The sequence below is a fragment of the Streptomyces sp. NPDC007945 genome, from assembly GCF_042958885.1.
Taxonomy (GTDB): domain Bacteria; phylum Actinomycetota; class Actinomycetes; order Streptomycetales; family Streptomycetaceae; genus Streptomyces.
Genome location: NZ_JBIBJV010000003.1, coordinates 591,478 through 616,794, shown reverse-complemented (window position 1 = coordinate 616,794; position 25,317 = coordinate 591,478). Strand labels below are relative to the sequence as shown.

Below are 25,317 nucleotides of genomic sequence, written 5' to 3'. Positions count from 1 at the left end.
GACGGGGAGGCGGGGCAAGGACGTATTGGGACGTCTTCACCGGGCCGCTCTCAGCCGTCTCCCTACGCTGGCGCCATGCAGCTCATTGTTCTGTGGGACATCGACCACACGCTCATCGAGAACGCCGGGGTGAGCAAGGAGATCTACGCGAGCGCGTTCTCCCTCCTCGCGGGGCGGGATCCGGATGGGCCGGCGCGGACGGAGGGCCGTACGGATCGCCTGATCATGCGGGAGCTGCTTGTTCGGCACGGTGTCCCCGTGCCGGACTGGGGTGTCGTGGAAGCGGCTCTCGTCAAGGCCGGGGGAGGGCGCGAGGAGGATCTGCGTCGCCGTGGGAGCGTCCTGCCTGGGGTGTGTGAGGCACTCGCCGCAGCGGCTGGCCGGCCTGGCTGGATCTCGTCCGTTCTGACGGGGAACATCGCGGCCAACGCCGTCGTGAAGCTCTCCGCCTTCGGACTCGACGCGCTCCTCGACCTGTCCATGGGCGCGTACGGCGCCGACGCGGATCTGCGACCGGACCTCGTGGAAGTGGCTCGTGAGCGGGCCCGTCGGCTCCGAGGCGTTGGAGCGGACGTCCCGGTGGTGCTCGTCGGTGACACGCCTCGGGACGTCGAAGCCGCGCTCACGACCGGCTCGCAGATCATCGCGGTCGCGTCCGGCATTCACAGCGAAGAGGAGTTGCGAGCGGCGGGAGCCTCCGTGGTCCTGGGGGACCTGTCCGAGACCTCTCGGGTGCTGGATCTGCTGGAGCGCGCCGCGCAACGGTGAAACGTCCCAGGACGTCCTGCCTGGCGTCCGCAGACGCGGTGACGGTGTCCCCTTCTCCTTCCCCATCATCTGTCTCAGCACGGATCGCAAGTCAGCGATCGCCCAAAGGGACGGTCGCTGGCCTCACGAGGGGAGAAGGGGGCCATGAAGCGCGAGTACGAAGTCCGGTTCCTGGATGTCGACGCCGCCGACATCCGCACCAGGCTCGGCCGGGTGGGGGCCGTCCAGAGGATCCCCTGGGCACTGCGTACGTGCTGGATCTTCGAGGGGGAGGTTCTGGACCCCGGTCTCTGTCTTCGCCTTTGTGGCCAGGGCGCCCGCGTCAGCCTCGCGATGGGTTCGTCCTGCGCCTCCTCGGCGCTCCAGGGCAGCGCGGTCGTCGAGACCGTGGTGTCCGACCGCGCGTCCGCGGTGGAGATCCTTCGCAAGCTGGGCCTGCGCGAGACCCGGTATCAGGAGCACTTCCGCGAGGAGTGGCGGCTGGGGGAAGCGGCGTTCTCGATCGAGGCGTGGCCCGACCTCCCCGTGCTCGTCGCGGTCGCTGGCCCCGATGAGGCGTCCGTCCGGCAGGCGGCGGCTTTGATCGGGTTCGACTTCGGTAACGCCCAAGCCGAGAGCGTCGAGCAGATCTACCTGACCGCGACCAAGCGCAACGTGCTTGCCGAACCCACCCTCCTCTTCGCCGATACCGCCCATGCCCGTGCGACGTGACCTGGCACGAGGGACGACAGCCGAACTCACCACTGGCCGACCGACCCCCATCGGGCGATGGTCTCGGCCACTTGGCCGATAAGCCTTCAATCGCTCAACTGCCTTGCGCGGAACGGGGTTACGCCGCCGGTAACCTCGGGCGGGCGAGGCGCTGAGCGCCCGCCATCTGGCCTGCCTGAAAGCTGAAAGGGAATCGATGGCCCAGGATCTGGAAAACACCGTGGAGCGCACGCTCGTCCTTCTCAAGCCCGACGCTCTGGTCCGCGGTTTCGGCGGGAAGATCATCACCCGGTTCGAGGACGCCGCGCTGAAGATCGTCGGCGTGAAGATGAAGCAGATGGACGCCGAGTTCACGCGGCGCCACTACTTCGACCTGGAGGAGCGGCTCGGCCCGGAGGTCTACAACCTCACCGCGACCTTCATGCAGCAGGGCCCCGTCATCGCGCTCGTCCTGGAGGGCTTCGACGCGGTCGCGACCGTACGGAAGATCGTCGGCAGCACATACCCGAACGAGGCCCCCGCCGGCACCATCCGGGGCGACTTCTCGCACTACAGCCGTGGTGCCAGCGCCGCCTCCGGGAAGGCCGTGGCGAACCTCGTGCACGCCTCCGGCAACAAGGAGGAGGCCGACCAGGAGGTGGCGCTCTGGTTCGACAAGGACGAGCTCCACGACTACCGCACCCTCGCGGAGATCTTCACGTACTGACCCGCACCGAGGTCACCTCTCGGGAGCCGACGCGTTGAACACCACCCAGCACCAACGTAGGAGAGAAGACCCATGACCAACCCGACCCGCGTCGCCTCCGCAGCCGAGCTGGAGGGCGTCTTCCAGCAGGAGCTGGCCACCGACCGCTGGGCCGCGGCGGAGACCGCCTTCGCCCTCGCCATCCAGAGCCGCGACGCCGGCGCCTGGGACAAGTCCCGCGAATGGGCGCGGCAGTGCCTGACCCTGCTCGCCGGCTTCCCCAGCGACACCGAGGGCGACGTCGCCACCAAGAGGGTGTCCGTCGGCGGCGTCCTTCTGCCGAACTACCTGCACGAGGGCATCCTGCGCGACCGCTTCGGCGACTTCGACTGACGCACGACCCCGGCGGCGGTGCGGCACCCGGCGACTGGCCGCACCCCGCCGGCCGCTGACCAACCACACATCACGTCCAACCGAGCCAGCCCCCATGCGCGGGACGGCTCGGGCGGACCACCCATGCCTCATTCCGGAAAGGAGCCCCTGTGGCCATCGAGATCGAGATGCGCGCCCGGTTCGACGAGGAGACGTACGAGAAGCTCCTCGTCCGCCTCGCGGCGGAGGCCGAGGACCTCGGCTGCGACGACAAGAACATCTACTTCTACGTGCTGCCGGACCAGCTGCTGAAGGTCACCGACAACACGGCCGCCGGCTCGGCGAAGATCACGCTCAAGGCCAGCAAGATCGGCCAGGGCGCCGCGTTCCCCGAGACGGAGTTCGCCATCGCCCGGGACGACGTGCCGGCCGCCGTGCGGATCTTCAACGCCCTCGGCTTCGAGGGCACCATGCACCAGGCGTTCAACCAGCGGCACAACTTCCGCTTCCGCGGGGTCGAGATCGCCGTGAAGTGGAGCGAGGCGTGGGGGCACCACGCCGAGTTCGAGGTCCTCCTCGAGGAGGGTGCCGGCGCCACCGCCCAGGAGGAGGCCACCGCCCGCATCCGCGGCGTCGCCGACGAGCTCGGCATCCACCTGATGACCGAGCAGGAGCTCGCCGACTTCACGGCCGCCTTCGAGGCCGCCGAGCAGGAGCGCAAGGAGAAGGAGGCGGCGACCGCCGCCACTGCCAGCTAGGCATCCGCTGTCGCAGACCACCATGAGGGGGTGGGCCCGATGAGCACGACCCTGCCGGCCGACAGTCTGGTCGAGCTGGCCGCGCGCAAGCAGCTTCCACACCACCAGTACACCGATCCCGCCACCGTCCGCTGGATCGCCGCCAACCGGCCGGAGCTCTCCGACGGCCCGCCTCCTCCCACCCTGCGACCGAGCTCGCGGCAGCTCGTGACTCGCGCGGCCCTGCCCGCCGACTGGCTGGCCGAGGCCAGGTGCCACGACTCGCTCCACGGCATCCGGCACGCCGTACGGACCGCCGCCATGGCCGCCCTCCTCGCCGAGGCCACCGGTCTCGGCGAGGAGGACACCGCCACGCTCGTCCTGGCCGCGGCCGTGCACGACTGCCGCCGGCTCCACGACAAGGACGACACCGGCCACGGCGCCCGCGCCGCCATCTGGCTCACGGACAACGCCAGCGACGTCTGGGACCGCTTCGGCCTCACCCCGACGCCCAGCCGCATCACCGCAGCCGGCACGGCAGTCCGGCTCCACGACCTGCCGTACGAGCACTTCTCTCCGGACGACCGCGCCGACCATGCCCGCACGAGGGCGATCACCGACCTCCTCAAGGCCGCCGACGCCCTGGACCGCTACCGCCTGCCCAAGCTCACCTGGTGGCCCGACCCCGCCCGCGTCCGCGCCGAGGCGTTCGCCGACCTGCGCACCACCGCCTTCGAGCTCGTCGTCCGGTCCGAGTCCGCGTGGCTGACCGGGGCCGACAGCGCGGAAGCCGTCCTCGGCAGCCTGGCGATCATGGAGCTGATCGGCTGATGGACTTCCTCGACGCCTACGAGCAGTGGGCCGACGCCCACTCCTTCTTCGACACCACCCTCATCCCCAGCCCCGCTGACAGCCAGGACCCTCTCGCCGCGCAGACCGCGGCCTGGGACAAGCGCCTGGCCGACACGCCCAACGGCCGGCTCCTGCGGGACAACGCGATGTTCCGGGCCCTGGGAACGGGCGACAAGATCCACCTGCTCCACGTCACGCACGCCCTGGAGCAGATCAGCGAGCACGGCGCGCTCTACCCCTCCGGGGGCTGCCTGGTCGGCAGCGTCTACTGCGCGCCCCTCACGGCCTCCGAGCGCGGCTTCCGCATGCACAACCTCGGCGAGTACATCCTGACCAAGGAGGCCCCGGCCTTCGTGGCGAGGGCCGGGGAGCCGAGGCGGGAACCGACCCCTCTGATCTTCGAGGTCTCCCTCCCGCCGCAGGCGTACCGGGGCCTGGCCGGCGTGGACTACCTCCGTCTCGGCTCGATCCACCTGCAGATCTACAGCCGCCTGGAGTACCTGCTCTCCAAGGCCGAACGCCACCAGCTGCGCGAGACGATCGTCAGCCGGATCAAGAACTCCGCGGCCTTCCTCGCCCTGGCGGCTGCCGTCGCCCACCAGGGCGCCACGGTCTCGCCGGAGAACTTCCTCCGGCTCCTGGACGAGACCATCCCCCGCTTACCGATCCTCGGCTACGTGTACTTCGAGGCCCTGGCCGAGTACCTGATGCTGCACTCCACCACGGACGACACGCGCGAGCGGGCCGAGCACGGCGAGTTCAACAACTGGCTCTACAAGGACATGCTGTTCGCGTCCTTCCCGGACATGGCCGGAAAGTTCGACCTCGCGCGGTTCCGGCCCTCGCCCACCGGCCTGGCCACGCTCCTGGCCCGCATCGACCCGAGCCTCGACGCGCGCCACGCCCGCGCCTACCTGACCGAGCGGATCAGCCATCTCGTCGCGGCCCGCCTCTTCACCCCCGGCCAGGTCCCCGAAGCCTGGCACCGCACCCGCTGGGAGTTCGACGGCCTTTCCACCCAGCTCGGACCGCTCCTCGGCCACCTCATCCACCGCGAGCTCCGCACCTTCGGCCGGTACCCGGACTTCTACTTCTACTACGACCAGCACAAGGCGCTCCAGGCGTGGAACTACTGGAACCACATGGACATCATCGCGCCCTTCAACGGCACGATCCCCAAGGGCGAGATCGGCATCAACCCCGCGTACCCCGATCTCGACTACCGCGTCTGGAGGGCCGAGCGGGACGACCACGGACGACTCCACCCCGCCGAGGAACTCGCGCTGACCATCGCCCCGCGCCTGGTGGACATCAAGTACACGCTCATGCGCAACAACAGCCGCTGATCAGGGTCGGCCCGCATGGCAGATCGCCCGCCCTCTGTCCCCTCAACCCGTCGAAGTGGAGAGGCATGTCGCCCCACGAGCACGCACGTCCCACCCGCACCTGGCCAGCGCCCGCGCAGACCGCCGAGACGATCTTCACCGAGGTCTTCCGCACCAACCACTGGGGATCGCCGGAGTCGTTCTCCGGGCCCGGATCCGAGCTGCGGCAGACCGAAGCGGTCCGCGGCGCCCTCGCATCCGTCCTGGCGCGGTACCCGATCCGTACGATCACGGACGCGGGCTGCGGAGACGTCAACTGGATCCGCCACGTCGATGGCTTCGACCGGCTGGACGCGTACGTCGGCCTGGACGTCGTTCCTGACCTCGTCGAGCTGAACCAGAAGCGGTACGGCAGCGAGCGGATGTCCTTCCAGCAGGCCGACCTCAGCCGCAACGAGATCCCGGCCGCGGATCTCGTTCTCACCCGCGACTGCATGGTCCACCTCACCCACCACGAGGTCCTGGCGTTCCTCGCCCGCATCGCCGCCAGCGGTTCCGCCTACCTCCTCGCCACCACGTACGCCGACCTGGCGGAGAACCGCGACACCACGGACGGGCACTGGCGCCCGCTCAACCTCCAGGCGGCCCCTTTCCACCTCCCACCGCCCATCGAGCACTTCGACACCGACTTCACCGACAACGGGCGACACCAGCCGGGCAACGGTCTGGGGCTGTGGCGGATCGAGCAGCTCGGCACCCGAAGCACCTGAACCACCCACCCACGGCGACCCAGGAAGCGAGACACGATGGCCACGCACGACGCCCAGATTGCGTCCCTCCTCGACCAGCTCGACCGCGCCCTTGCCTCCCCGGCGACCACGCACGGTCTCGCCCGCACGCTCAGGGCGGCCGCCAAGGAGGCCGAGCTGCACCGCCACCACCGAGCCAGCCTCGCCGGCCTGCCCGACGGTGTCCTCCAGCCCAGCCCCGCCAAGGTGCAGATCGGCGGTGGCGGTCACCGCATCGACGGCTTCTTCAACATCGACATCGTCCCGCCGGCCGACCTCCTGTGGGACGTCCGTGAGGGCCTGCCGCTCGCCGACGAGAGCACCCAGGAGATCTTCTCGGAGCACTTCCTGGAGCACATCGACTACCCCCGCTCCGCCAAGACCTACGCCCGCGAGGCGTTCCGCGTGCTGACGCCCGGCGGCCGTCTCATCACCGGGGTGCCGGACGCGGCCTTCGTGCTCGGGCAGTACCCGGCCGGCCCGGAACAGGCCGAGGAGATGATCGCCCGCTGGTACGCCAAGCGGGACTGCCGCAAGGACATCAACACCTACCTCGACCTGATCAACTACGTCTTCCGCGACCAGGACGACGACCCCACGTACAACCCCCACTACTGGGCCTACGACTTCGAGAAGCTCAGCCAGCTGTTCACCGAGGCCGGCTTCGCCACCGTCAGGCCCTGGACCTTCGACCCGAGCATGGCCAACCCGAAACGGCAGTGGGCGAGTGTCTACGTCATCGCGACCAAGTAGGCAGCCCGACGTGCTCACGGAACTCGCCTTGGGACATCGGGTGATCCCCGGCATCGCCGACTTCGCCCGCGGCGGTCGTCCGGCTGCGGCGACCACGGACGACGCCAACACGTGGGTCGACAGCTTCTGCTGGCTCTACTGCGGGCGAAGGTAAAGAAGAAGGCCAAAACCAAGAAGGCTGTGAAGAAGGGATGACAGCGCGGGGTCACGGCCTCACATCCCCTGGCCGGGGGCCCCGTCCCACTGCAAGTGGCAGACAAGGCCAGCAAGTTCGTGGACTAGGTTCCACTCAGCTGCCATCGAGAGGGCCTGGGCATTAGGGCTGGGCCCCGAGCTGCTTCTGCATATCCTCGATGCGGCGGCGGGTGACCTCCGCCTTCCGTTCTTCGCGCCTGAGCTTCTCCTGGGCCGCGGCCAACTCCGCAGACAAACGCTCTCGTTCTTCCGCCGTGCGGTCAGCCCCTCCCGATTCGTCCACATGAGCCGGGCCCATACGGACACTCTCCACGACACCGCGGCGTTCACCGCATTCGGGACAGTCAACGGCACGAGCAGAGACGTAGCTGTGCTCGCGGTGCTGCACGTGACGGGCGACGTGATCACACGTCAGCGTCAGCTGCCATGCGTCGAGATCCTTCTTGCGCTCCTCTTCCGGAGGAAGGCGGGCGAAGAAGTCGTTGAGCTTCCTGATCATCTGGGGGCCCAGGGGCGGCGGCGGGCAACACGCAGAACAGTGAGAAACGTGTGATCCGCTGATGCTCCACCGTGAGCTCCTGCAGTCCGGGTGCTCTTCCTTGAAGCGTGCTTCCGCAGCCTCGTACTCCTGCCTTTCCGTCTCGGACAACGCCATGAGCGGGTACCAGCTACCCAGCCGGTCATACATCGGCTTTCCGCAACCTCGGCAGGGCTCGCCGGCCTCGAACTCCGCCCAGGTCAAACGCGTTCCTTCTCGAGCCCACAGCTCGCGTCGCGCAGTGTCTCGCCGGTCTTGTTCCTCGGCCTCGAGCGCCTTCTTTCTTGCCCTTGCAGCCGCCCGCCGCTGGCGCTCTTCCTCTGTCAGCTTGGCCACGTTGCCCCTCCGATTGCGCACGACTCCGCTGTGCCCCAAAGCCTCATCCTGCGTGGCGCGGCGCCAAGAGGCACATGACTTTCACTTTTCAGTCGGGGCCAGCCCGGATGGGAGCGGAAGCGTCCAGCTATGACCGCTGGCGACTGCCGTGGCAGCCGTAGCGGTCACCTACCGCCGATAGAGGGCGCCCAGGGTACCCACGGCATGCCCCAAGCCTGAGTTGGTACCTCTCCCTCAGACCGCTCACGAATTGCTCCCGCAAGCTCGCCTACGGGCAGTTCTCGTCCGACTTCACGACGTGCAGGGTGACGGCGGGATCTTCCACCGGCTCACCGATCTGCGAGATCACTTCCTCGATCACTTCTCCTGCTGCCGGCTCGTGCGAGCAGACCTTCCAGTCACGCGACTGAGCGAGGGTGCTGCGCCCCTTGCCCGTGGCATCCACGTCTTCGACGCCGTTGACGAGGACGAGCACTTCTCCCGCATCGAACAGGTTCATGCCGGCGAGGTCTGGCATCTGGTCGCCCGGACGAACCCTGAAACCAGGGGTGCCGGCAGGGCACTGCTCGTCCGTTTTCACCACGGTGAAAGTGACGAGCTCGTCAGGGTCCGCCTCCCCCGGTTGGGGGTCCTGGTCGCAGACCACCCAGTTCCGGTCCCAGACCTGCGCTCGCCCTTGGCCGAGTGCATCCTCCGACGTGAGGTTGTTGAACCCGGCCTCTTGGGCATCATCCTGGGCGGCTTGCAGCTCACGGCCCGCCATATCGGGAAGCGTTGAGGTGCATGCGGTGAGCGTCAGCATGGCGAGCGGTACGAGGAAGGCGAGACGTTGGCTTCTGCTCGCGGATGGACGTGACGGCATGTTCCCCCTAGGACATGTCAACGCGGTGAAACGATCATAGGAGGCGGGGTGCCAGGTCATCGAGGGGCAGGTTGGCCATTCCGTTCAGGCCGCTCGCTCCGCCCTGGCCTCCACGATGCGGCGCTCCCCGGGGCCCTAACCCACCCCTCCGCTCACGCAGCGCTCACGCAAGCAAACCTGCGCCACCCCAGGGGACCGCCCGGCCCATATTCAGGGAACAGAAAAGGCCAGGTCAGACACTGTCTGACCTGGCCTTTCTCTGAGCCGCCTTCGGGATTCGAACCCGAGACCTACGCATTACGAGTGCGTTGCTCTGGCCAACTGAGCTAAGGCGGCGCCGCGTGCAGCACCATGGTCGGTGCAGCAGCGTCGCCAAGTCTACACAGTTTCCGGAGGTGCTTTGACCAGGGGCGGAGGGGGCGGCGCCGGGGGTTGGCTAGGAGCAGCGCTTGCCGGTGGTGGGCGGGGTGCCTTCGAGGAGGTAGGTGTTGACGGCGGTGTCGACGCAGTCGCTGCCGCGGCCGTAGGCGGTGTGGCCGTCGCCGTCGTAGGTGAGGAGGGTGCCGGAGGAGAGCTGGGCGGCGAGGGACTCGGCCCACTTGTAGGGGGTGGCGGGGTCGCGGGTGGTGCCGACGACGAGGATCGGGGCGGCGCCGTCGGCGGTGATGCGGTGCGGGCGGCCGGTGGCCTCGGAGGGCCAGTAGGTGCAGTTCAGGGCGGCCCAGGCGAGGCCGGTGCCGAAGACCGGGGAGACCTTGTCGAAGGAGGGGGCGGCGGCCCGGGCGGCGGCCGGGTCCCGGTAGGCGGGGGGCAGGTCGAGGCAGTTCACGGCGGCGTTGGCGAACATGAGGTTCGCGTACGAGCCGTCCGGCTCCCGCTCGTAGTAGCTGTCGGCGAGCGCCAGGAGCGCGGAGCCCTCGCCGCCGATCGCCCGGGTCAGGGCCTCCCGCAGCTGCGGCCAGGCACCCTCGTCGTACATGGCCGCGATGACGCCGGTGGTCGCCAGGGACTCGCCGAGCTCGCGGCTCTCGCCGGTGGGGACCGGGTCGGCGTCGGTGGCGCGGAAGAACTTCTTCAAGGCCTCCCCGGCCGCGGCGACCGACCCGGTGCCGAGGGGGCAGTCGGGGCGGGTGACGCAGTCGGCGGCGAAGGCGCGGAAGGCGGTCTCGAAGCCGGCCGTCTGGTCCCGGTTGAGGTCGAGCGCCGACAGCGACGGGTCCATCGCCCCGTCGAGGACGAGCCGTCCCACCCGCCCGGGAAACAGCTCGGCGTAGGTGGCGCCGAGGAAGGTGCCGTACGAGGCGCCGACGTAGTGCAGCTTCGCGTCGCCGAGGACCGCCCGCAGGATGTCCATGTCGCGGGCCGTCTCCACGGTGGAGACGTGCGGCAGGACCGCGCCGGACCGCTGCTCGCAGCCGGCCGCGAACCGCCGGAAGGAGGCGGCCAGCGCCTCTACCTCCGCCGCGTCGTCCGGCGTCTGGTCGACCTGGGTGTACGCGTCCATCTCCGGGCCCGTCAGGCAGTCGACGGGCTCGCTGCGGCCGACCCCGCGCGGGTCGACGGCCACCACGTCGTAGCGGGCCCGCACCGGCTCGGGGTAGCCGATGCCTGCGTACCCCTGGAGGTAGTCGACGGCCGAGCCGCCCGGCCCGCCCGGGTTCACCAGGAGCGAGCCGATCCGCTCGCCGGGCCCGGTGGCCCGCACCCGGGAGACGGCGAGCCGCACCTCGGGGCCGTCCGGTTTCGCGTAGTCGAGCGGGGCCCTGAGCGTGGCGCACTGGAAGCCGGGGACGCCGCAGTCCCGCCAGGAGAGCTTCTGGCCGTAGTACTTCCTCAGCGCCGCGGGCGACGGCGCCGGGGAGGCGGCGGCCTGCCGCGCCGCGGCGGACCCCGGGCGCTCGGGGGCGGCGGCGCCGCTCCCGCCCGTACAGCCGGAGAGGATCAGCCCGGCCGCGGCGAGCGCCGTGGCGGAGATGCGGAGGAGACGCCTGGAGTCCATTCCCGGAGCGTATCCGGAAGGCCACACTCCGTGTCCAATCGTGACGTCCGGCCGTCCGCGCCAGTCAGTCGCGGAGCGCCATCGTCATGGCCTCGACCGCCAGCAGCGGCGCCACGTTCCGCTCCAGCGCCTCGCGGCAGGCGAGGACGGCCTCCACCCGGCGCAGGGTCCGCTCCGGCGTGGTGTCGCGGGCGATCCGCTCCACCGCGTCCCGCACGTCCTCGTTGGCCAGCGCGGAGCCGGTGCCCAGCTGGAGCGTCAGCACGTCGCGGTAGAAGCCGGTCAGGTCCGTGAGCGCGAGGTCCAGGCTGTCGAGCTGGGTGCGGCGGCCGCGGCGCTTCTGCTTCTCCTCCAGCTCCTTCATCATCCCGGCGGTGCCGCGCGGCATGCGGCCGCCCTGCGCGGCCCCGAGCGCCGCCTTCAACTCCTCGGTCTCCTTGGTGTCGACCTCCTCGGCGACCTGCTTCGCGTCCTCCGCCGCCGCGTCCACCAGCTCCTGCGCCGCCCGCAGGCAGCCGCCGATGTCCGCCACCCGCAGCGGCAGCTTGAGGACGACGGCGCGGCGGGCCCTGGCCCGCTCGTCCGTGGCGAGCCGGCGGGCCCGGTCCACGTGGCCCTGGGTGGCGCGGGCGGCCGCGTGGGCGAGCTCCGGCTCGATGCCGTCCCGTCGGATCAGCATGTCGGCGACGGCCTCGACCGGCGGGGTGCGCAGGGTCAGGAGGCGGCAGCGGGAGCGGATCGTCGGCAGCACGTCCTCGACCGAGGGCGCGCAGAGCAGCCAGACCGTGCGGGGCGCGGGCTCCTCGACGGCCTTCAGGACGGCGTTGGCCGACTTCTCGTTGAGCCGCTCGGCGTCGGTGACGAGGATGATCTGCCACCGGCCGTTGGCCGGGGAGGTGAAGGACTTGCGGACGGTGTCGCGCATGTCCTTGACGAGGATCTCGGTGCCGACGGCGGCGACCGTCGTCACGTCGGCGTGCGTGCCGACGAGGGCCGTGTGGCAGCCGGTGCAGAAGCCGCAGCCGGGCGCCCCGCCGAGCGCCCGGTCCGGGCTCACGCACTGGAGGGCCGCCGCGAAGGCACGGGCGGCGTCGATCCGGCCCGAGCCGGGCGGTCCGGTGAAGAGCCAGGCGTGCGTCATCTTCGACGCCTCGGGGCCGGACTCGCCGGCGGCCTGGGCGGTGACGAGCGCGTCGGCGTCCCGCGCGGCGGCGGTGAGCTGCTCCTCGACCCGCTCCTGTCCGACCAGGTCGTCCCATACGGCCATGTCTGCCCCTCCTGAAGGTACGCCCTCCATTGTGGGGCAGCCCACCGACAACCCAGCCCGGGCCAGGAACGACGGCCCGGCCCGGAGCGGGCCATCAGCCCGACCGACACGGACCGTCAGCCCACCCGGCGCGGACCGAGCCCCGCCCGAAGCGGACCCTCAGCCCGCCCGGAGTTGACCGTCAGCCCACCCGGCGTCGACCGGCGACCCTGCCCGGCGCTGACCGGCAGCCCGGCCCGACGCGGGACGCGGGCCGGCAGCCCGCACCGAAGCGGACCGTCAACCCGGTCGGAGCGGGCCCACACCGCGGCCCGAAGCGGGCCGGCAGCCCGCCCCCGCGCGGACCGACGCCAGCCCGGCCAGGCCCGCCGCCTCAGCGGCGGCGTCCTCGGCCGTCCTGCTCGTCGTCGTCCCCGTCGGCGCCGTCGTAGCCGCCGAAGAGCTCGTCGGCGAGGGTCGGCAGGTCGTCCAGCGGGGTCTCCTCGGCCCAGTCGGAGCGGCGGCGCGGCCGGCCGGTCTCGTCGAGCTGGGGCAGCTCGCGGGTGACGTCGTTCGCCCCCCGCGCGCCGGTCCCGTCCCGGAAGAAGTCCTGCGGCACCCGGTCGACCGGGTCGGCCGCCCGTCGCCCGTCCCGAACGGGCGGCAGCACGGCGGTCTCGTCGACGTCCCGGTCGCCGATCCGCGGCAGGACCGCCGTCTCGTCCTCGGTGCGGCGCGGGTCCTCCGGCCGTACGACGGGCGTCGGCACGGTGACCTCGTTCGGCGAGACGGAGCCCGTCGGCGGGGCGGATTCGCGCGAGGCCCCGGGGCCCCTCGGGTCCCTGGGGTCCCCCGGGGCGCGGCCGTTCCCCGGAGCGGAGTCGCTCGCCGACGCGGGGGCGTCCTTGCCGAGCCGTACGACCGGCGTCTGGACGGTGACCTCGTCGGCCGACGCCTCGGACGCGGCACGCTCGGCGGCGGCACGCTCGGCGGCGGCACGCTCGGCGGCGGCACGCTCGGCGGCCGCCTTCTGCGCCGCGGCCCGCTCGGCCACCGCGCGCTCGGCGGCGGCCTGCCGCTCCGCCGCCTCCGCCTCCGCGGCGGCACGCTCGGCGGCGGCGCGCGCCGCGGCCTCCTCGGCCGCCTTCGCGGCGGCGGCAGCGGCGGCGGCCCGGCGGGCCTCCTCCGCGCGGAGCAGTGCCTCCTCGGCCTTGCGCTGCTTCTCCTGGCGGAGCGCCTCGGCCTCGGCGCGGAGCCGGGCCTCCTCCTCCGCCTGCTTGCGGAGGCGTTCCTGCTCCTCGCGGCGGGCCTTCTCCTCGGCCGCCCGCCGGCGGGCCTCCTCCTCGGCGGCGATCCGGGCCTCCTCGGCCTTGCGCCGGGCCTCCTCCGCCTGCCGCTCGGCCTCCAGCCTGCGGGCCTCTTCCTCCTCGCGGCGCTTGCGCTCCTCCTCCTCGGCGCGCAGCTTCGCGAGCTGCTCCTGGCGCTCGCGCTCCAGGCGCTCCTCCTCGGCCTTGCGGGCGGCTTCTTCCTCGGCCTTCCGGCGGGCCTCCTCCTCGGCCTTCCGGCGTGCCTCCTCCGCGGCCTTCACCTCGGCCTCGGAGAGGGGCAGCATCCGGTCGAGCCGGTGGCGTACGACGGTGGTGACGGCCTCGGGCTCCTGCCCGGCGTCGACGACGAGGTAGCGGCTGGGGTCGGCGGCGGCGAGGGCGAGGAAACCGGCCCGCACGCGCGCGTGGAACTCGGGCGGCTCGGACTCCAGCCGGTCGGGCGCCTCCGTGAACCGCTCCCGGGCCGTCTCCGGGGAGACGTCGAGGAGGACGGTCAGGTTCGGCACGAGGCCGCCGGTCGCCCAGCGGGAGATGCGGGCGATCTCGGTCGGCGAGAGGTCGCGGCCGGCGCCTTGGTAGGCGACGGACGAGTCGATGTACCGGTCGGAGATGACGATGGCGCCCCGCTCCAGGGCGGGCCGGACCAGGGAGTCGACGTGCTCGGCGCGGTCGGCGGCGTACAGCAGCGCCTCGGCGCGGTTGGACAGCCCGGCGGAGGAGACGTCGAGCAGGATCGAGCGGAGCCGCTTGCCGATGGGGGTGGCGCCGGGCTCGCGGGTGACGACCACCTCGTGGCCCTTGGCGCGGATCCAGTCGGCGAGCGCCTGGACCTGGGTGGACTTGCCGGCGCCGTCGCCGCCCTCCAGGGCGATGAAGAAGCCGGTGGCGGCCGGGGCCTGGGCGGGGTCGGCGCCGCGCAGCGCGTCGCGCAGGTCGCGGCGGAGCGGGACGCCCGCGCGGTCGTCGGTCTTCGCGAGGACGAGCGCGGCGACGGGCAGCAGCAGGGCGCCGACGAGGGCGAGGGTGAAGGCCGCGCCGCCGTGGTCGAAGACGAACTTCCCGGAGCCGGAGACGAAGCGGTGCGGGCCGATCGCGGCGGCGAGCAGCGGCGCGGCGAGCGCGCCGACGGCGATGCCGACGCGGGCGGTGGCCTGGAGGTGCGCGGTGGTGCGCTCCCGGCCCGGCTCCTCGGTCTCCTGGTCGATGAGGGTGTGCCCGGTGTTGGCGGCGACCCCGGCCGCGTACCCGGCGAGGGTCGCGAGGAACAGCACGGTCGCGGTGTCGGGCACGAGGCCGACGGCGATCAGGGCGATGCCCGTGACGGTGAGGGCGAGGGCGAGCAGCCGGCGCCGGGACAGCACGGGGAGCACGGAGCGGGCCGTGCGGATGCCGACGGCGGTGGCGCCGCTGAGCGCGAGCACCAGCAGGGCGTAGGTGACGGGTCCGCCGCCGAGGTCGTAGGCGTGCAGGGCGGCGAGCGAGGCGGCCGCGCCGATGGCGGCGGCGACGGTGGCGCAGGCCAGGACGAGCAGCGGTACGGCTCCGGTGCGGCCCTTGCCCGCCGCTCCGGTGCGGCGCAGGCCCTCCAGGGGCGAGCGGGGGCGCGGGGTCTGTCCGCCGGGGAGGGTGATCGCGGCGAGGACGCTGACGGAGGCGCCGAAGAGGCCGGCGGCGACGTAGGCGCCGAGGGCGGCCTGGTGGAGCGAGAACCAGTCGATGCCGGAGCCCAGCAGGTTGCCGACCAGGGTGGCGGCGAGCAGGACGGCGGCGGCGGCCGGGACGGCGAGGAAGGCGGTGCGCTGGGTGAGCGTGCGCAGGGCGCCGAGGTGGTCGGGGAGCGGCCGGACGGCGTCGCCCTCGACGGGCGCGGCGGGCAGCAGCGCGGGCGCGGCGCCGTCGCGGCAGACGGTCCAGAGGCGTTCGGCGGCGCCGGTCAGGAAGACGGTGCCGAGCAGGAACCACAGGGCGCTGCCGGGGGTCCAGTCGATCCACAGGGGCGCGATGACGAGGAGCGCGATCCGCAGCCCGTCGGCGCCGATCATGGTCCACCGCCGGTCGAGGGCGGCGCCGGGCGCGGTGAGGGCGGTGAGCGGGCCGAGCAGGACGGCGCCGAAGAGGACGGTGGCGAGCAGCCGGGCGCCGACGACGGCGGCGACGGCGAAGGCCGCGCCGCGGTAGCCGCCGCCGAAGGCGCCCTCGGTCAGCGCGGCCTGGAGGCCGAGCAGGACGAGGACGAGGAGGGCGAGGGCGTCTCCGACGCCGCCGACGACCTGCGCGCTCCACAGCCGGCGCAGCGGCTGGTGGCGTACGAGGGCCTTCACGGCCCGCTCCCGGGAATCCGCGACGAGGGCCGCGTCGAAGACGGGGGCGGCGCCGGGGGCGGGTGCGGCTTCGGAGTCGCCCAGAAGCTCTGGCTGCTCTGCTCGCGTCATCCGTCCACCCTATCCGGACGGCTCGGCTCACCGGGGCCTCGGCCGAACAAACGTAGGAAGGGCGGGAGCCGCGCTCCCGCCCTTCCCCGGCGTCGCCGCCGACCGCCCCGCCCCGGACTACTCCGGCTGCGCGGCCGCGGTCTTCTTCGCGGCCGTCTTCTTGGCGGCCGTGGTCTTGGCGGCCGTGGTCTTCTTGGCCGCCGTCGTCGTCTTCTTCGCCGCCGTGGTCTTCTTCGCGGCGGTCTTCTTGGCGGCCGTCTTCTTGGCCGCGGTCTTCTTCGCCGGGGCCTTCTTGGCGGTCTTCTTCGCCGGTCCCTTGGCGCGCTTCTCGGCGAGCAGCTCGTAGCCGCGCTCCGGCGTGATCGTCTCGACGCTGTCGCCGGTGCGCAGGGTCGCGTTGGTCTCGCCGTCCGTCACGTACGGGCCGAAGCGGCCGTCCTTGACGACCACGGGCTTCTCGCTGACGGGGTCGGTGCCGAGTTCCTTCAGCGGCGGCTTGGCGGCGGCCCGGCCACGCTGCTTGGGCTGGGCGTAGATCGCCAGCGCCTCCTCCAGCGTGATGCTGAAGAGCTGGTCCTCGCTGGTCAGCGACCGCGAGTCGGTGCCCTTCTTCAGGTACGGGCCGTACCGGCCGTTCTGCGCGGTGATCTCGACGCCCTCGGCGTCGGTGCCGACGACGCGCGGCAGCGACATCAGCTGGAGGGCCTCCTCCAGGGTGACGGTGTCCAGGGACATCGTCTTGAAGAGGGAGGCGGTGCGCGGCTTGACCGCGTTCTTGCCGGTCTTCGGGGTGTCCTCGGGGAGGATCTCCGTCACGTACGGGCCGTACCGGCCGGCCTTGGCGACGATCTGGTGGCCGCTGACCGGGTCGGTGCCGAGCTCGAAGTCGCCGCTCGGCCTGGCGAGCAGCTCCTCCGCGTACTCCACGGTGAGCTCGTCGGGCGCGAGGTCCTCGGGGACGTCGGCCTTCTGGTAGCCCTCCTGCTCCCGCTCGCCGCGCTCGACGTAGGCGCCGTAGCGGCCGACGCGGAGCACGATGCCGTCGCCGACGGGGAAGGAGGAGATCTCGCGGGCGTCGATGGCACCGAGGTCGGTGACGAGCTCCTTGAGGCCGCCGAGGTGGTCGCCGTCGCCGTTCCCGGCATCGGCCGCGGCGGCGCCGGACACGTCGCCCTCGCCGAAGTAGAAGCGCTTCAGCCACGGCACGGACTGGGCCTCGCCGCGGGCGATGCGGTCGAGGTCGTCCTCCATGCGCGCGGTGAAGTCGTAGTCGACGAGCCGGCCGAAGTGCTTCTCCAGGAGGTTGACCACGGCGAAGGAGAGGAAGGACGGCACGAGGGCCGTGCCCTTCTTGAAGACGTAGCCGCGGTCGAGGATGGTGCCGATGATCGAGGCGTACGTCGACGGGCGGCCGATCTCGCGCTCTTCCAGCTCCTTGACCAGGGTGGCCTCGGTGTAGCGGGCGGGCGGCTTGGTGGCGTGGCCGTCGGCGGTGATCTCCTCGGCGGCGAGCGCGTCGCCCTCGGCGACCTGCGGCAGGCGCCGCTCGCGGTCGTCGAGCTCGGCGTTCGGGTCGTCGGCGCCCTCCACGTAGGCCTTCATGAAGCCGTGGAAGGTGATCGTCTTGCCGGAGGCCGAGAACTCGGCGTCGCGGCCGTCGGCGGAGCCGCCGCCGATCTTGACGGTGACCGAGTTGCCGGTGGCGTCCTTCATCTGGGAGGCGACGGTCCGCTTCCAGATGAGCTCGTACAGCTTGAACTGGTCGCCCGTGAGGCCGGTCTCGGCCGGGGTGCGGAAACGATCGCCCGAAGGCCGGATCGCCTCGTGCGCCTCCTGCGCGTTCTTGACCTTCCCGGCGTAGACGCGCGGCTTCTCCGGCAGGTAGTCGGCGCCGTACAGCTGCGTCACCTGGGCGCGGGCCGCGGCGACGGCGGTGTCGGAGAGCACGGTGGAGTCCGTACGCATGTAGGTGATGAAGCCGTTCTCGTACAGCTTCTGCGCCACCTGCATGGTCGCCTTCGCGCCGAAGCCGAGCTTGCGGCTGGCCTCCTGCTGGAGGGTGGTGGTGCGGAAGGGCGCGTACGGGGAGCGGCGGTACGGCTTCGACTCGACCGAGCGGACGGTGAAGCGGGTGTCGGCGAGGGAGGCCGCGAGCGCGCGGGCGTTCGCCTCGTCGAGGTGGAGCACGCTGTCGCTCTTCAGCCGGCCGTCGGCGCCGAAGTCACGGCCCTGCGCCACGCGCTTGCCGTCGACCGCGGCGAGGCGGGCGGTGAGGGAGGACGGGTCGGAGGGGTCGCCGGCGCGGCCGGTGGAGAAGGTGCCGGTGAGGTCCCAGTACTCGGCGGAGCGGAAGGCGATGCGCTCGCGCTCGCGCTCGACGACGAGGCGGGTGGCGACGGACTGCACGCGGCCCGCCGACAGCTTCGGCATGACCTTCTTCCACAGGACCGGCGAGACCTCGTAGCCGTACAGGCGGTCGAGGATGCGGCGGGTCTCCTGGGCGTCGACCATCCGCTGGTTCAGCTCGCGCGGGTTGGCGACGGCCGCGCGGATCGCGTCCTTGGTGATCTCGTGGAAGACCATCCGGTGGACGGGGACCTTGGGCTTGAGGACTTCCTGGAGGTGCCACGCGATGGCCTCGCCCTCGCGGTCCTCATCGGTGGCGAGGAAGAGCTCGTCGGACTCGGCCAGCAGCTCCTTGAGCTTCTTGACCTGCGCCTTCTTGTCCGCGTTGACGACGTAGATGGGCTGGAAGTCGTGCTCGACGTCGACGCCGAGGCGGCGCACCTCGCCGGTGTACTTCTCCGGCACCTCGGCGGCGCCGCTGGGGAGGTCACGGATGTGCCCGACGCTCGCCTCGACGACATAGCCGGGGCCGAGGTAGCCCTTGATCGTCTTCGCCTTGGCAGGCGACTCGACGATGACGAGTCGGCGGCCGCCGTGTGCGGTCTCGCTGGTCGGGGACAACTTCGCTCTTCTCTCCGGTCGACGCGGTCTGCGCTGGCACGCACGTCAGCGACACGCATGGTGGCGCTGGCGTCGCTGCGGAGTGTGACGGTACAACCCGCCCCCGTGTCAAACGGGGAAAGCCCGCAACGGCCACTCGAACGGTAACCCGACTCCTGCCCTTCCTGCCGCCCGGACTGCCGGACCGGCGGGGCGGTTCACTGTGGGGCGGGTCTCAGAGGCGGCCGAAGCACCAGAGGCCGAGACCCAGGAAGAGCGCGCCGGCGAGGCCCCCGAAGGTGGCGGCGACACGGGGCGCGACGCCGAGCGCGACCGGCTCGCCGTGCCGCACCCGGACGGTCGTCCACAACAGCAGCGCGCCTCCGAACAGCGTGAACGCCGCTCCCGCGAAGATCGCCGGCCCGCTCTCCATGCCCGTACCCGCTTTCCGTCCCGGCGCCGTCCCGCGCGATGTGTGTCTCCCGAGGGGAGGCTGACACCTCCCGGCGTCACGGACGCGAATTCGGGGTGAACGACGCGGGCCGGACCGTCCGGTTTCACGAAGATGGCCGGTAGTGGCGGACTACTCCGGCATGCTCCGGCGGGGGACGGGGGGGCGGGGTCAGGGGGACGGGGGCACGGGGCGGGGGCACGGGGCCGGCTCCCGCTCCGGCGCCGGGGTCACGGGCTTCCGCTGCGGTGCGGGCTCGGGCTGTGCCGTGGCGGGTCGGGGGATGGGCACGGCACGGCCCGGGGCAGCTCTACGACGGCCCCGTGCCACGCCGCCGACCGCTCCCGGACCGCTCCCGACCGCTGCGCGGTCTGGTGGCGGGCCGGTCGTGACGGCCTCGCGGACTACTCCGCGGTCGGCTTCTCGTCCGGAAGGAGAGACTCCGGCGTGAGGAAGCCCTCTTCCACGAGGAGCCGGATGGCCTGCGGGGTGCGGTCCCGCAGCAGCACCGGGTCCTCGCCCATGAGCTGGGCGATCGCGTCGAGGATGCGGCCGGCGCTGAGGGAGCCGTCGCAGACGCCCGCGAAGCCGGCGCCCACGTGGTCGACCCGGGTGGCCCGGCGCATGCCCCGGTTCTGCCGGAGGACGACGTGCTCGGGGTCCTCGGCGCCGGGCAGCCCGACCTGCTCCTGGACGACCTCGGGGGCGAGGGTGAAGCTGTCCGCGAGCAGAGCGGCGTCGTCGTGGCTCCGCAGGTAGTCCTGGCGCTCGAAGTGGGCGCGCACCGTCGGGCCGAGCGGCTGCTCGACGGGGTGCGGCCACTCCTCGATGACGATGGACGGCTCGGTCTCGCCCGCGGCCACCGCCGGGTGGCGCCGCAGCGTGATCCAGCCGAAGCCGATGGCCTTGGTCCCGCTCGCCTCGAAGGCGTCCATCCAGCGGTCGTACGCCGCCCGGTACGCCCCGGGGTCGCCCCGGTGGTCGCCGCTGTCCCGCAGCCACAGCTCGGTGTACTGGGTGATGTCCTGCACCTCGCGCTGGACGATCCAGGCGTCGCAGCCGCGCGGCACCCAGGAGCGGAGCCGGTCCTGCCACTCCTCCCCCTCGACGTGCTGCCAGTTGGCGAGGAACTGCGCGTACCCCCCGTCGTTCAGCCGGTCGCCGGCCTGCTGGACGAGGGTCCGGCACAGGTCGTCGCCGCTCATCCCGCCGTCCCGGTAGGTGAGTCCGGCGCCGGGGGAGATCACGAACGGCGGGTTGGAGACGACCAGGTCGTACGTGTCGCCGTCCACCGGCTCGTAGAGCGAACCCTCCAGGAGCTCGGCCTCCCGCGCCCCGGAGAGCGCGAGCGTCAGCCGGGTGAAGTCCAGGGCCCGGGGGTTGAGGTCGGTGGCGGTGACCAGGGTGGAGTGCCGGGCGGCGTGCAGGGCCTGGATGCCGGAGCCGGTGCCGAGGTCGAGCGCGGCGGCGACCGGGGTGCGGACGGTGATGCCGGCGAGCGTGGTGGAGGCGCCGCCGACCCCGAGGACCACGCCCTCCTCCTTGCTGCCGATGCCGCCGGCGCCGCCGACGGCGCAGCCCAGGTCGGAGACGATGAACCAGTCCTCGCCGTCAGGTCCGCCGTACGGCCGGACGTCGACGGTCGCGCGCACGGCGCCGTCCTCCTCGACCACCCAGCCGTCGGCCAGGGCCTCCTCCAGCGGGAGGGCGGCGGCGGCGCGGGCGGGCTCGACGGCCTCCTGGAGCAGGAAGAGCCGGACGAGGGTCTCCAGCGGGGAGTCGCCACGGGTGGCGCGCAGGGCGGGCACGGTCTCGCTGCGGGCGAGCGCGGCGTAGGCGGGGGCGCCGAGCCGGTCGAGCAGACCGTCGGCGGTGAAGTCCGCGGCGAGCAGGGCCTCGCGCACTCGGGCGGCGTGCGCGGGCACCGGGAGGCTGGTGGTCAGGCTGGTCGTACTCACGTGCTCCATTGTGACGGCCGCCCCCGGCATCCCGGTCGCCGACAGCCCGACGGCCGGCACCGGGATGCCCGATGCCGGCCGTCACGAACACCCGTACGACGGTGCGCAGGACAGGCCTCCTGCGGGGAAGACGCGGGGCCGGGACTCCTGCGCGGGGTCAGGACTCCTGTGCGGAGGCCGGGACTCCTGCGCAGGGCCGGGACTCCTGTGCGGAGACGCCGAGATGCCGAGGCGCGGAGGTGCCGAGACGCGCTGGTGCGGAGACGCCGAGGCGCGGAGGTCAGGACTCCGCGGACGCCGAGGCCGTCGCCTTCGGCGAGGCGGAGGTCGTGGCCGTAGCGGTGGGCGTGGCGGTAGGCGTGGCCGTGGCGCCCGCCTTCGGGGACGCGGAGCCGGACGGCGTCCTCGGGACCGACGGGGTCGGCTTCTGGCAGCCGGGCTGCTGGGCCATCGCCTTGCCGAGCTCGCCGTTCTCCAGGTTGGCCAGCGCGTTCTGGTCCATCTTCTCGATCTTGGTGAGGCCGTCGGCGACGTCCTTCAGGCCCTCGGCGAACTTCTGCTGGTTCGTCGGGTCCAGCGCGTCGACCTGCTTCTTCAGCCCGTCATAGGCGACGGCGGTCGAGTTGAGCTCGGCGACGACGTCCTTCTGGACCTTCTCGCCGTTCTCGACCGGCGGGACGCCGGCGCTCTCCACGGCCTTGGCCAGCGCCCGGTCCGCGTCGGCGATGTCCTTGAACGCCTTGGAGTCGGCGGCCTGGATCTCCGCCGGACGGCTGTCGGCCGCGGTCGAGATGATGATCTGGTGGGCGTCGGCCCGCTTCTGGATCTGCGGCTTGGCCTGGTCGCAGAACGACTTGGCCCAGTCGGTCACCTTGTCGCCCTCGTCCTCGCTGCAACCGGACAGCACGAGCATCAGTACCGCGCCGCCGGACAGCGCTGCCGCAAGCTTCTTGTTCACCGGATCGGTCCCTTCCAAGACTCTCGGCCCCGGAACATACACGCCGCGCGGACGACTTCCACCTTTCGTACGAGGGATTCCTCCCGTGTTGAATCCGTTTGACCCAAGGGGCGCCCGGCCTGCGGGCGGTCCGCACGTCCGCGAAATGAGACGGACGCCACGTCAGGCGACGGCCACCGGACGGCGCTTGGTGGCGCGGATCGCGAGGGTCACGACGAGCAGCGCGAGGACGGCGATCCCGGCCCGCGCCCAGGGGTTCGCGTCCTCGCCGTGACCGAAGCGCACCACGGCCGGGGCGATCAGCAGCGCCACCAGGTTCATCACCTTGAGGAGCGGGTTGATCGCCGGTCCCGCGGTGTCCTTGAACGGGTCGCCCACCGTGTCGCCGATCACGGTCGCCTCGTGCGCCGGACTGCCCTTGCCGCCGTGGTTGCCGTCCTCGACCAGCTTCTTCGCGTTGTCCCAGGCGCCACCGGAGTTGGCGAGGAAGACGGCCATCAGCGCGCCGGTGCCGATCGCCCCGGCGAGGTACGCGCCGAGCGGGCCGACGCCCAGCGCGAAGCCGACCGCGACGGGAGCGGTGACGGCGAGCAGCCCGGGCGTGGCGAGCTCGCGCAGCGCGTCCTTGGTGCAGATGTCGACGACCCGGCCGTACTCGGGGAGTTCGGTGCCGTCCATGATCCCGGGGTGCTCGCGGAACTGCCGCCGCACCTCGTACACGACCGAACCGGCGGACCGGGAGACCGCGTTGACTGCCAGTCCGGAGAAGAGGAAGACGACGGCGGCGCCGAGGATCAGCCCGACGAGGTTGTTGGGCTGCGAGATGTCCATGGACAGGGTCAACTCCCCGGCCCTGGCGCCGACCTCGGCCACGGCGGTGGCAATGGCGTCGCGGTACGAGCCGAAGAGCGCGGCGGCGGCGAGGACGGCGGTCGCGATCGCGATGCCCTTGGTGATCGCCTTGGTGGTGTTGCCGACGGCGTCGAGCTCGGTGAGGACCTGCGCGCCGGCGCCGCGGACCTCACCGGACATCTCGGCGATGCCCTGCGCGTTGTCGGCGACCGGGCCGAAGGTGTCCATGGCGACGATCACGCCGACCGTGGTGAGCAGCCCGGTTCCGGCGAGTGCGACCGCGAACAGCGCCAGCATCACGGAGGTGCCGCCGAGCAGGAAGGCCCCGTAGACGGAGAGGGCGATGAGCAGCGCCGCGTACACCGCGGACTCCAGGCCGATGGCGACGCCGGCGAGGACGACGGTGGCGGGCCCGGTGAGCGCGGAGCGGCCGATGTCCTGGACGGGGCGGCGGCCGGTCTCGGTGAAGTAGCCGGTGAGCCGCTGGATGAGCGCGGCGAGGAGGATCCCGATGGCGACGGCGACCAGGGCGAGGACCCGGGGGTCGCCGCCGTGCTCGTTCAGGCCGGGTTCGGTGACGCCTGCGAGGTCGGCGTAGGAGGACGGCAGGTAGACGAAGGCGGCGACGGCGACCAGGACGAGGGAGACGACCGCGGAGACGAAGAAGCCCCGGTCGACGGCGCGCATCGCGCTGCGGTCCGAGCGCCGGGGGGCGACGGCGAGGACGCCGATGACGGCGGTGAGGACACCGATGGCGGGCACGACCAGCGGAAAGACCAGGCCGTGGTCGCCGAAGGCGGTCTTGCCGAGGATGAGGGCGGCGACCAGGGTGACGGCGTACGACTCGAAGAGGTCGGCGGCCATGCCCGCGCAGTCGCCGACGTTGTCGCCCACGTTGTCGGCGATGGTGGCGGCGTTGCGCGGGTCGTCCTCGGGGATGCCCTGCTCGACCTTGCCGACGAGGTCGGCGCCGACGTCGGCCGCCTTGGTGAAGATGCCGCCCCCGACCCTCATGAACATGGCGATGAGGGCGGCGCCGAGGCCGAAGCCCTCCAGGACCTTGGGGGCGTCGGCGGCGTAGACGAGAACGACGCAGGCGGCCCCGAGCAGCCCCAGTCCGACCGTGCACATGCCGACGACGCCGCCGGTGCGGAAGGCGATGCGCAGGGCCCTGCGGCCCGCCTCCGCCGGGTCCCGGCCGGGTTCGCCGGGGGCCGGCGCGGCCTCCCGCGCGGCGGCGGCGACCCGCACGTTGGCCCGGACCGCGAGCCGCATCCCGACGTAGCCGGTGACCGCCGAGAACAACGCCCCGACCAGGAAGAACAGCGAACGCCCGGCCCGCTGCGACCAGGAGTCGGCGGGCAGCGCGAGGAGCAGCAGGAAGACCACGACGGCGAAGACCGCGATGGTGCGCAGCTGGCGGGCGAGGTAGGCGTTGGCGCCCTCCTGCACGGCGGCGGCGATCCGCCGCATCACCGGGGTGCCCTCGTCGGCCTTGAGCACCTGCCGGCCGAAGAGCCGGGCGGTGACCAGTGCGGCGAGGGCGACCCCGGCGATGACGGCGACGATCGTCCGGTTCCCACTGGTGAGCACCGCCGCGGCAAGGACGACGGGGGCCTGGGCCAATTCCGGTTCCGGGTGCATGAGCACGGATCATAAGCAGCCCAACCGCAACGAATCAGGCATCACGGAGGGCCACTCCGCCGGAATCCATCGATTGCCCCTGAGAACGGCCGGCGCGTGACCACAAGACGCCGGGACGCACCCGGAGAGGCCACGGATGCGCCGGGACAGGCCCCGGAAGCCCTGCCGGAGGGGAGGATCGCCGGACCTAGTCCCGGGAAGGGCCCGACCGCCTCGGGCAACCCCGGCCGCCCTCGGGGAAAGGGCCCGGCTGTGATCCGGGAGGGGGACCCGGCCCTGCTGCGGGGGCCCCGGCCCCGCTCTGGGGGACCCGTCCTGATCCCGGAGGCCCCCGTCGTGCTCGGGGGAATGGGCACGGCTGATCCGGGAGGGGGGATCGAATCCTGCTCCGGGGGACCCGGTCCTGCTCCGGGGGACCCGGTTCTGCTCCCGGAGACCCGGTCCTGCTCCGAGAGAGCCCGCTCGTAATCCGGCACGCCGCGGCCCTGCTCCGGGGAGACCCGCCTGCTCCGGCGGACCCGTTCGTGGTCCGGAGGGACCCGGCGGTGCTCCGGGGAGGACCGGCCTGCTCCGTTGGAACC

Annotated in this window: 19 protein-coding genes and 1 tRNA gene; 9 read left to right on the top strand and 11 right to left on the bottom strand. The window is 72.3% G+C overall.

What is annotated here, in order from left to right; genetic code table 11:
• Positions 1-75: 75 nt before the first annotated feature.
• From ACFZCF_RS13655 to ACFZCF_RS13615, 9 genes are all read left to right on the top strand, one after another.
• A complete protein-coding gene (locus ACFZCF_RS13655; RefSeq protein ID WP_391286618.1) occupies positions 76-768 on the top strand; it encodes an HAD hydrolase-like protein in 693 nt (230 codons plus the stop codon).
• A gap of 144 nt (positions 769-912) precedes the next feature.
• Positions 913-1,479: an adenylyl cyclase gene (locus ACFZCF_RS13650; protein WP_391286617.1), complete on the top strand. Its 567-nt coding sequence runs from the start codon at positions 913-915 to the stop codon at positions 1,477-1,479.
• Between the two features lie 196 nt (positions 1,480-1,675).
• Positions 1,676-2,185, top strand: coding sequence for a nucleoside-diphosphate kinase (locus tag ACFZCF_RS13645; RefSeq protein ID WP_353795655.1), 510 nt, complete (start codon positions 1,676-1,678; stop codon positions 2,183-2,185).
• 72 nt (positions 2,186-2,257) lie between these two features.
• The gene (locus ACFZCF_RS13640) at positions 2,258-2,557 is read left to right on the top strand and encodes a hypothetical protein (RefSeq protein WP_391286616.1); all 300 of its coding nucleotides are present in this window, start codon (positions 2,258-2,260) and stop codon (positions 2,555-2,557) included.
• A 149-nt stretch (positions 2,558-2,706) separates the two neighbouring features.
• The gene (locus ACFZCF_RS13635; protein ID WP_391286615.1) at positions 2,707-3,294 is read left to right on the top strand and encodes a CYTH domain-containing protein; all 588 of its coding nucleotides are present in this window, start codon (positions 2,707-2,709) and stop codon (positions 3,292-3,294) included.
• Positions 3,295-3,333: 39 nt separating this feature from the next.
• Entirely contained in the window at positions 3,334-4,104 is a 771-nt protein-coding gene (locus ACFZCF_RS13630) for a hypothetical protein (protein WP_391286614.1), read from the top strand.
• On the top strand, positions 4,104-5,471 hold the full coding sequence (locus ACFZCF_RS13625) for a hypothetical protein (RefSeq protein ID WP_391286613.1): 1,368 nt from the start codon (positions 4,104-4,106) through the stop codon (positions 5,469-5,471). Before ACFZCF_RS13630 ends, ACFZCF_RS13625 begins: the two co-directional genes overlap by 1 nt.
• A gap of 65 nt (positions 5,472-5,536) precedes the next feature.
• The gene (locus ACFZCF_RS13620) at positions 5,537-6,220 is read left to right on the top strand and encodes a methyltransferase domain-containing protein (protein WP_391286612.1); all 684 of its coding nucleotides are present in this window, start codon (positions 5,537-5,539) and stop codon (positions 6,218-6,220) included.
• A 36-nt stretch (positions 6,221-6,256) separates the two neighbouring features.
• The gene (locus ACFZCF_RS13615; protein ID WP_391286611.1) at positions 6,257-6,991 is read left to right on the top strand and encodes a methyltransferase domain-containing protein; all 735 of its coding nucleotides are present in this window, start codon (positions 6,257-6,259) and stop codon (positions 6,989-6,991) included.
• 316 nt (positions 6,992-7,307) lie between these two features.
• Here ACFZCF_RS13615 and ACFZCF_RS13610 read toward each other — a convergent pair whose 3' ends face one another.
• From ACFZCF_RS13610 to ACFZCF_RS13560, 11 genes are all read right to left on the bottom strand, one after another.
• Complete coding sequence (locus ACFZCF_RS13610; RefSeq protein ID WP_391286610.1) at positions 7,308-8,060, bottom strand: hypothetical protein; 753 nt, start codon at positions 8,058-8,060, stop codon at positions 7,308-7,310.
• Between the two features lie 268 nt (positions 8,061-8,328).
• On the bottom strand, positions 8,329-8,862 hold the full coding sequence (locus ACFZCF_RS13605; RefSeq protein WP_391286609.1) for a hypothetical protein: 534 nt from the start codon (positions 8,860-8,862) through the stop codon (positions 8,329-8,331).
• A gap of 322 nt (positions 8,863-9,184) precedes the next feature.
• A tRNA-Thr gene (locus ACFZCF_RS13600) sits at positions 9,185-9,258 on the bottom strand.
• Positions 9,259-9,358: 100 nt separating this feature from the next.
• Positions 9,359-10,921 carry an alpha/beta fold hydrolase gene (locus ACFZCF_RS13595; protein ID WP_391286608.1) on the bottom strand — a complete coding sequence of 521 codons (1,563 nt, stop codon included), beginning with the start codon at positions 10,919-10,921 and terminating at the stop codon, positions 9,359-9,361.
• Between the two features lie 64 nt (positions 10,922-10,985).
• Complete coding sequence (locus ACFZCF_RS13590) at positions 10,986-12,188, bottom strand: DNA polymerase III subunit delta' (protein ID WP_388443230.1); 1,203 nt, start codon at positions 12,186-12,188, stop codon at positions 10,986-10,988.
• A gap of 373 nt (positions 12,189-12,561) precedes the next feature.
• A complete protein-coding gene (gene tmk, locus ACFZCF_RS13585; RefSeq protein WP_391286607.1) occupies positions 12,562-15,927 on the bottom strand; it encodes a dTMP kinase in 3,366 nt (1,121 codons plus the stop codon).
• Between the two features lie 117 nt (positions 15,928-16,044).
• A complete protein-coding gene (gene topA, locus ACFZCF_RS13580) occupies positions 16,045-18,894 on the bottom strand; it encodes a type I DNA topoisomerase (protein ID WP_391286606.1) in 2,850 nt (949 codons plus the stop codon).
• A 214-nt stretch (positions 18,895-19,108) separates the two neighbouring features.
• Complete coding sequence (locus ACFZCF_RS13575) at positions 19,109-19,306, bottom strand: hypothetical protein (protein WP_388443221.1); 198 nt, start codon at positions 19,304-19,306, stop codon at positions 19,109-19,111.
• 422 nt (positions 19,307-19,728) lie between these two features.
• A complete protein-coding gene (locus tag ACFZCF_RS13570) occupies positions 19,729-21,291 on the bottom strand; it encodes a methyltransferase (protein ID WP_391286605.1) in 1,563 nt (520 codons plus the stop codon).
• 271 nt (positions 21,292-21,562) lie between these two features.
• Positions 21,563-22,240: a small secreted protein gene (locus ACFZCF_RS13565; RefSeq protein WP_388443215.1), complete on the bottom strand. Its 678-nt coding sequence runs from the start codon at positions 22,238-22,240 to the stop codon at positions 21,563-21,565.
• 162 nt (positions 22,241-22,402) lie between these two features.
• Positions 22,403-24,736 (bottom strand): sodium-translocating pyrophosphatase, encoded by a 2,334-nt coding sequence (locus tag ACFZCF_RS13560; RefSeq protein ID WP_391286604.1) that lies wholly within the window; start codon positions 24,734-24,736, stop codon positions 22,403-22,405.
• Positions 24,737-25,317: the final 581 nt, after the last annotated feature.

What these genes read in the sequence shown, in the direction of transcription:
- ACFZCF_RS13655 (WP_391286618.1), top strand. Translation starts at nt 76, where the DNA reads ATGCAGCTCATTGTTCTGTGGGACATCGACCACACGCTCATCGAGAAC.
- ACFZCF_RS13650 (WP_391286617.1), top strand. Translation starts at nt 913, where the DNA reads ATGAAGCGCGAGTACGAAGTCCGGTTCCTGGATGTCGACGCCGCCGAC.
- ACFZCF_RS13645 (WP_353795655.1), top strand. Translation starts at nt 1,676, where the DNA reads ATGGCCCAGGATCTGGAAAACACCGTGGAGCGCACGCTCGTCCTTCTC.
- ACFZCF_RS13640 (WP_391286616.1), top strand. Translation starts at nt 2,258, where the DNA reads ATGACCAACCCGACCCGCGTCGCCTCCGCAGCCGAGCTGGAGGGCGTC.
- ACFZCF_RS13630 (WP_391286614.1), top strand. Translation starts at nt 3,334, where the DNA reads ATGAGCACGACCCTGCCGGCCGACAGTCTGGTCGAGCTGGCCGCGCGC.
- ACFZCF_RS13625 (WP_391286613.1), top strand. Translation starts at nt 4,104, where the DNA reads ATGGACTTCCTCGACGCCTACGAGCAGTGGGCCGACGCCCACTCCTTC.
- ACFZCF_RS13620 (WP_391286612.1), top strand. Translation starts at nt 5,537, where the DNA reads ATGTCGCCCCACGAGCACGCACGTCCCACCCGCACCTGGCCAGCGCCC.
- ACFZCF_RS13615 (WP_391286611.1), top strand. Translation starts at nt 6,257, where the DNA reads ATGGCCACGCACGACGCCCAGATTGCGTCCCTCCTCGACCAGCTCGAC.
- ACFZCF_RS13605 (WP_391286609.1), bottom strand. Translation starts at nt 8,862, where the DNA reads ATGCTGACGCTCACCGCATGCACCTCAACGCTTCCCGATATGGCGGGC.
- ACFZCF_RS13595 (WP_391286608.1), bottom strand. Translation starts at nt 10,921, where the DNA reads ATGGACTCCAGGCGTCTCCTCCGCATCTCCGCCACGGCGCTCGCCGCG.
- ACFZCF_RS13590 (WP_388443230.1), bottom strand. Translation starts at nt 12,188, where the DNA reads ATGGCCGTATGGGACGACCTGGTCGGACAGGAGCGGGTCGAGGAGCAG.
- tmk (WP_391286607.1), bottom strand. Translation starts at nt 15,927, where the DNA reads ATGACGCGAGCAGAGCAGCCAGAGCTTCTGGGCGACTCCGAAGCCGCA.
- ACFZCF_RS13575 (WP_388443221.1), bottom strand. Translation starts at nt 19,306, where the DNA reads ATGGAGAGCGGGCCGGCGATCTTCGCGGGAGCGGCGTTCACGCTGTTC.
- ACFZCF_RS13570 (WP_391286605.1), bottom strand. Translation starts at nt 21,291, where the DNA reads ATGGAGCACGTGAGTACGACCAGCCTGACCACCAGCCTCCCGGTGCCC.
- ACFZCF_RS13560 (WP_391286604.1), bottom strand. Translation starts at nt 24,736, where the DNA reads ATGCACCCGGAACCGGAATTGGCCCAGGCCCCCGTCGTCCTTGCCGCG.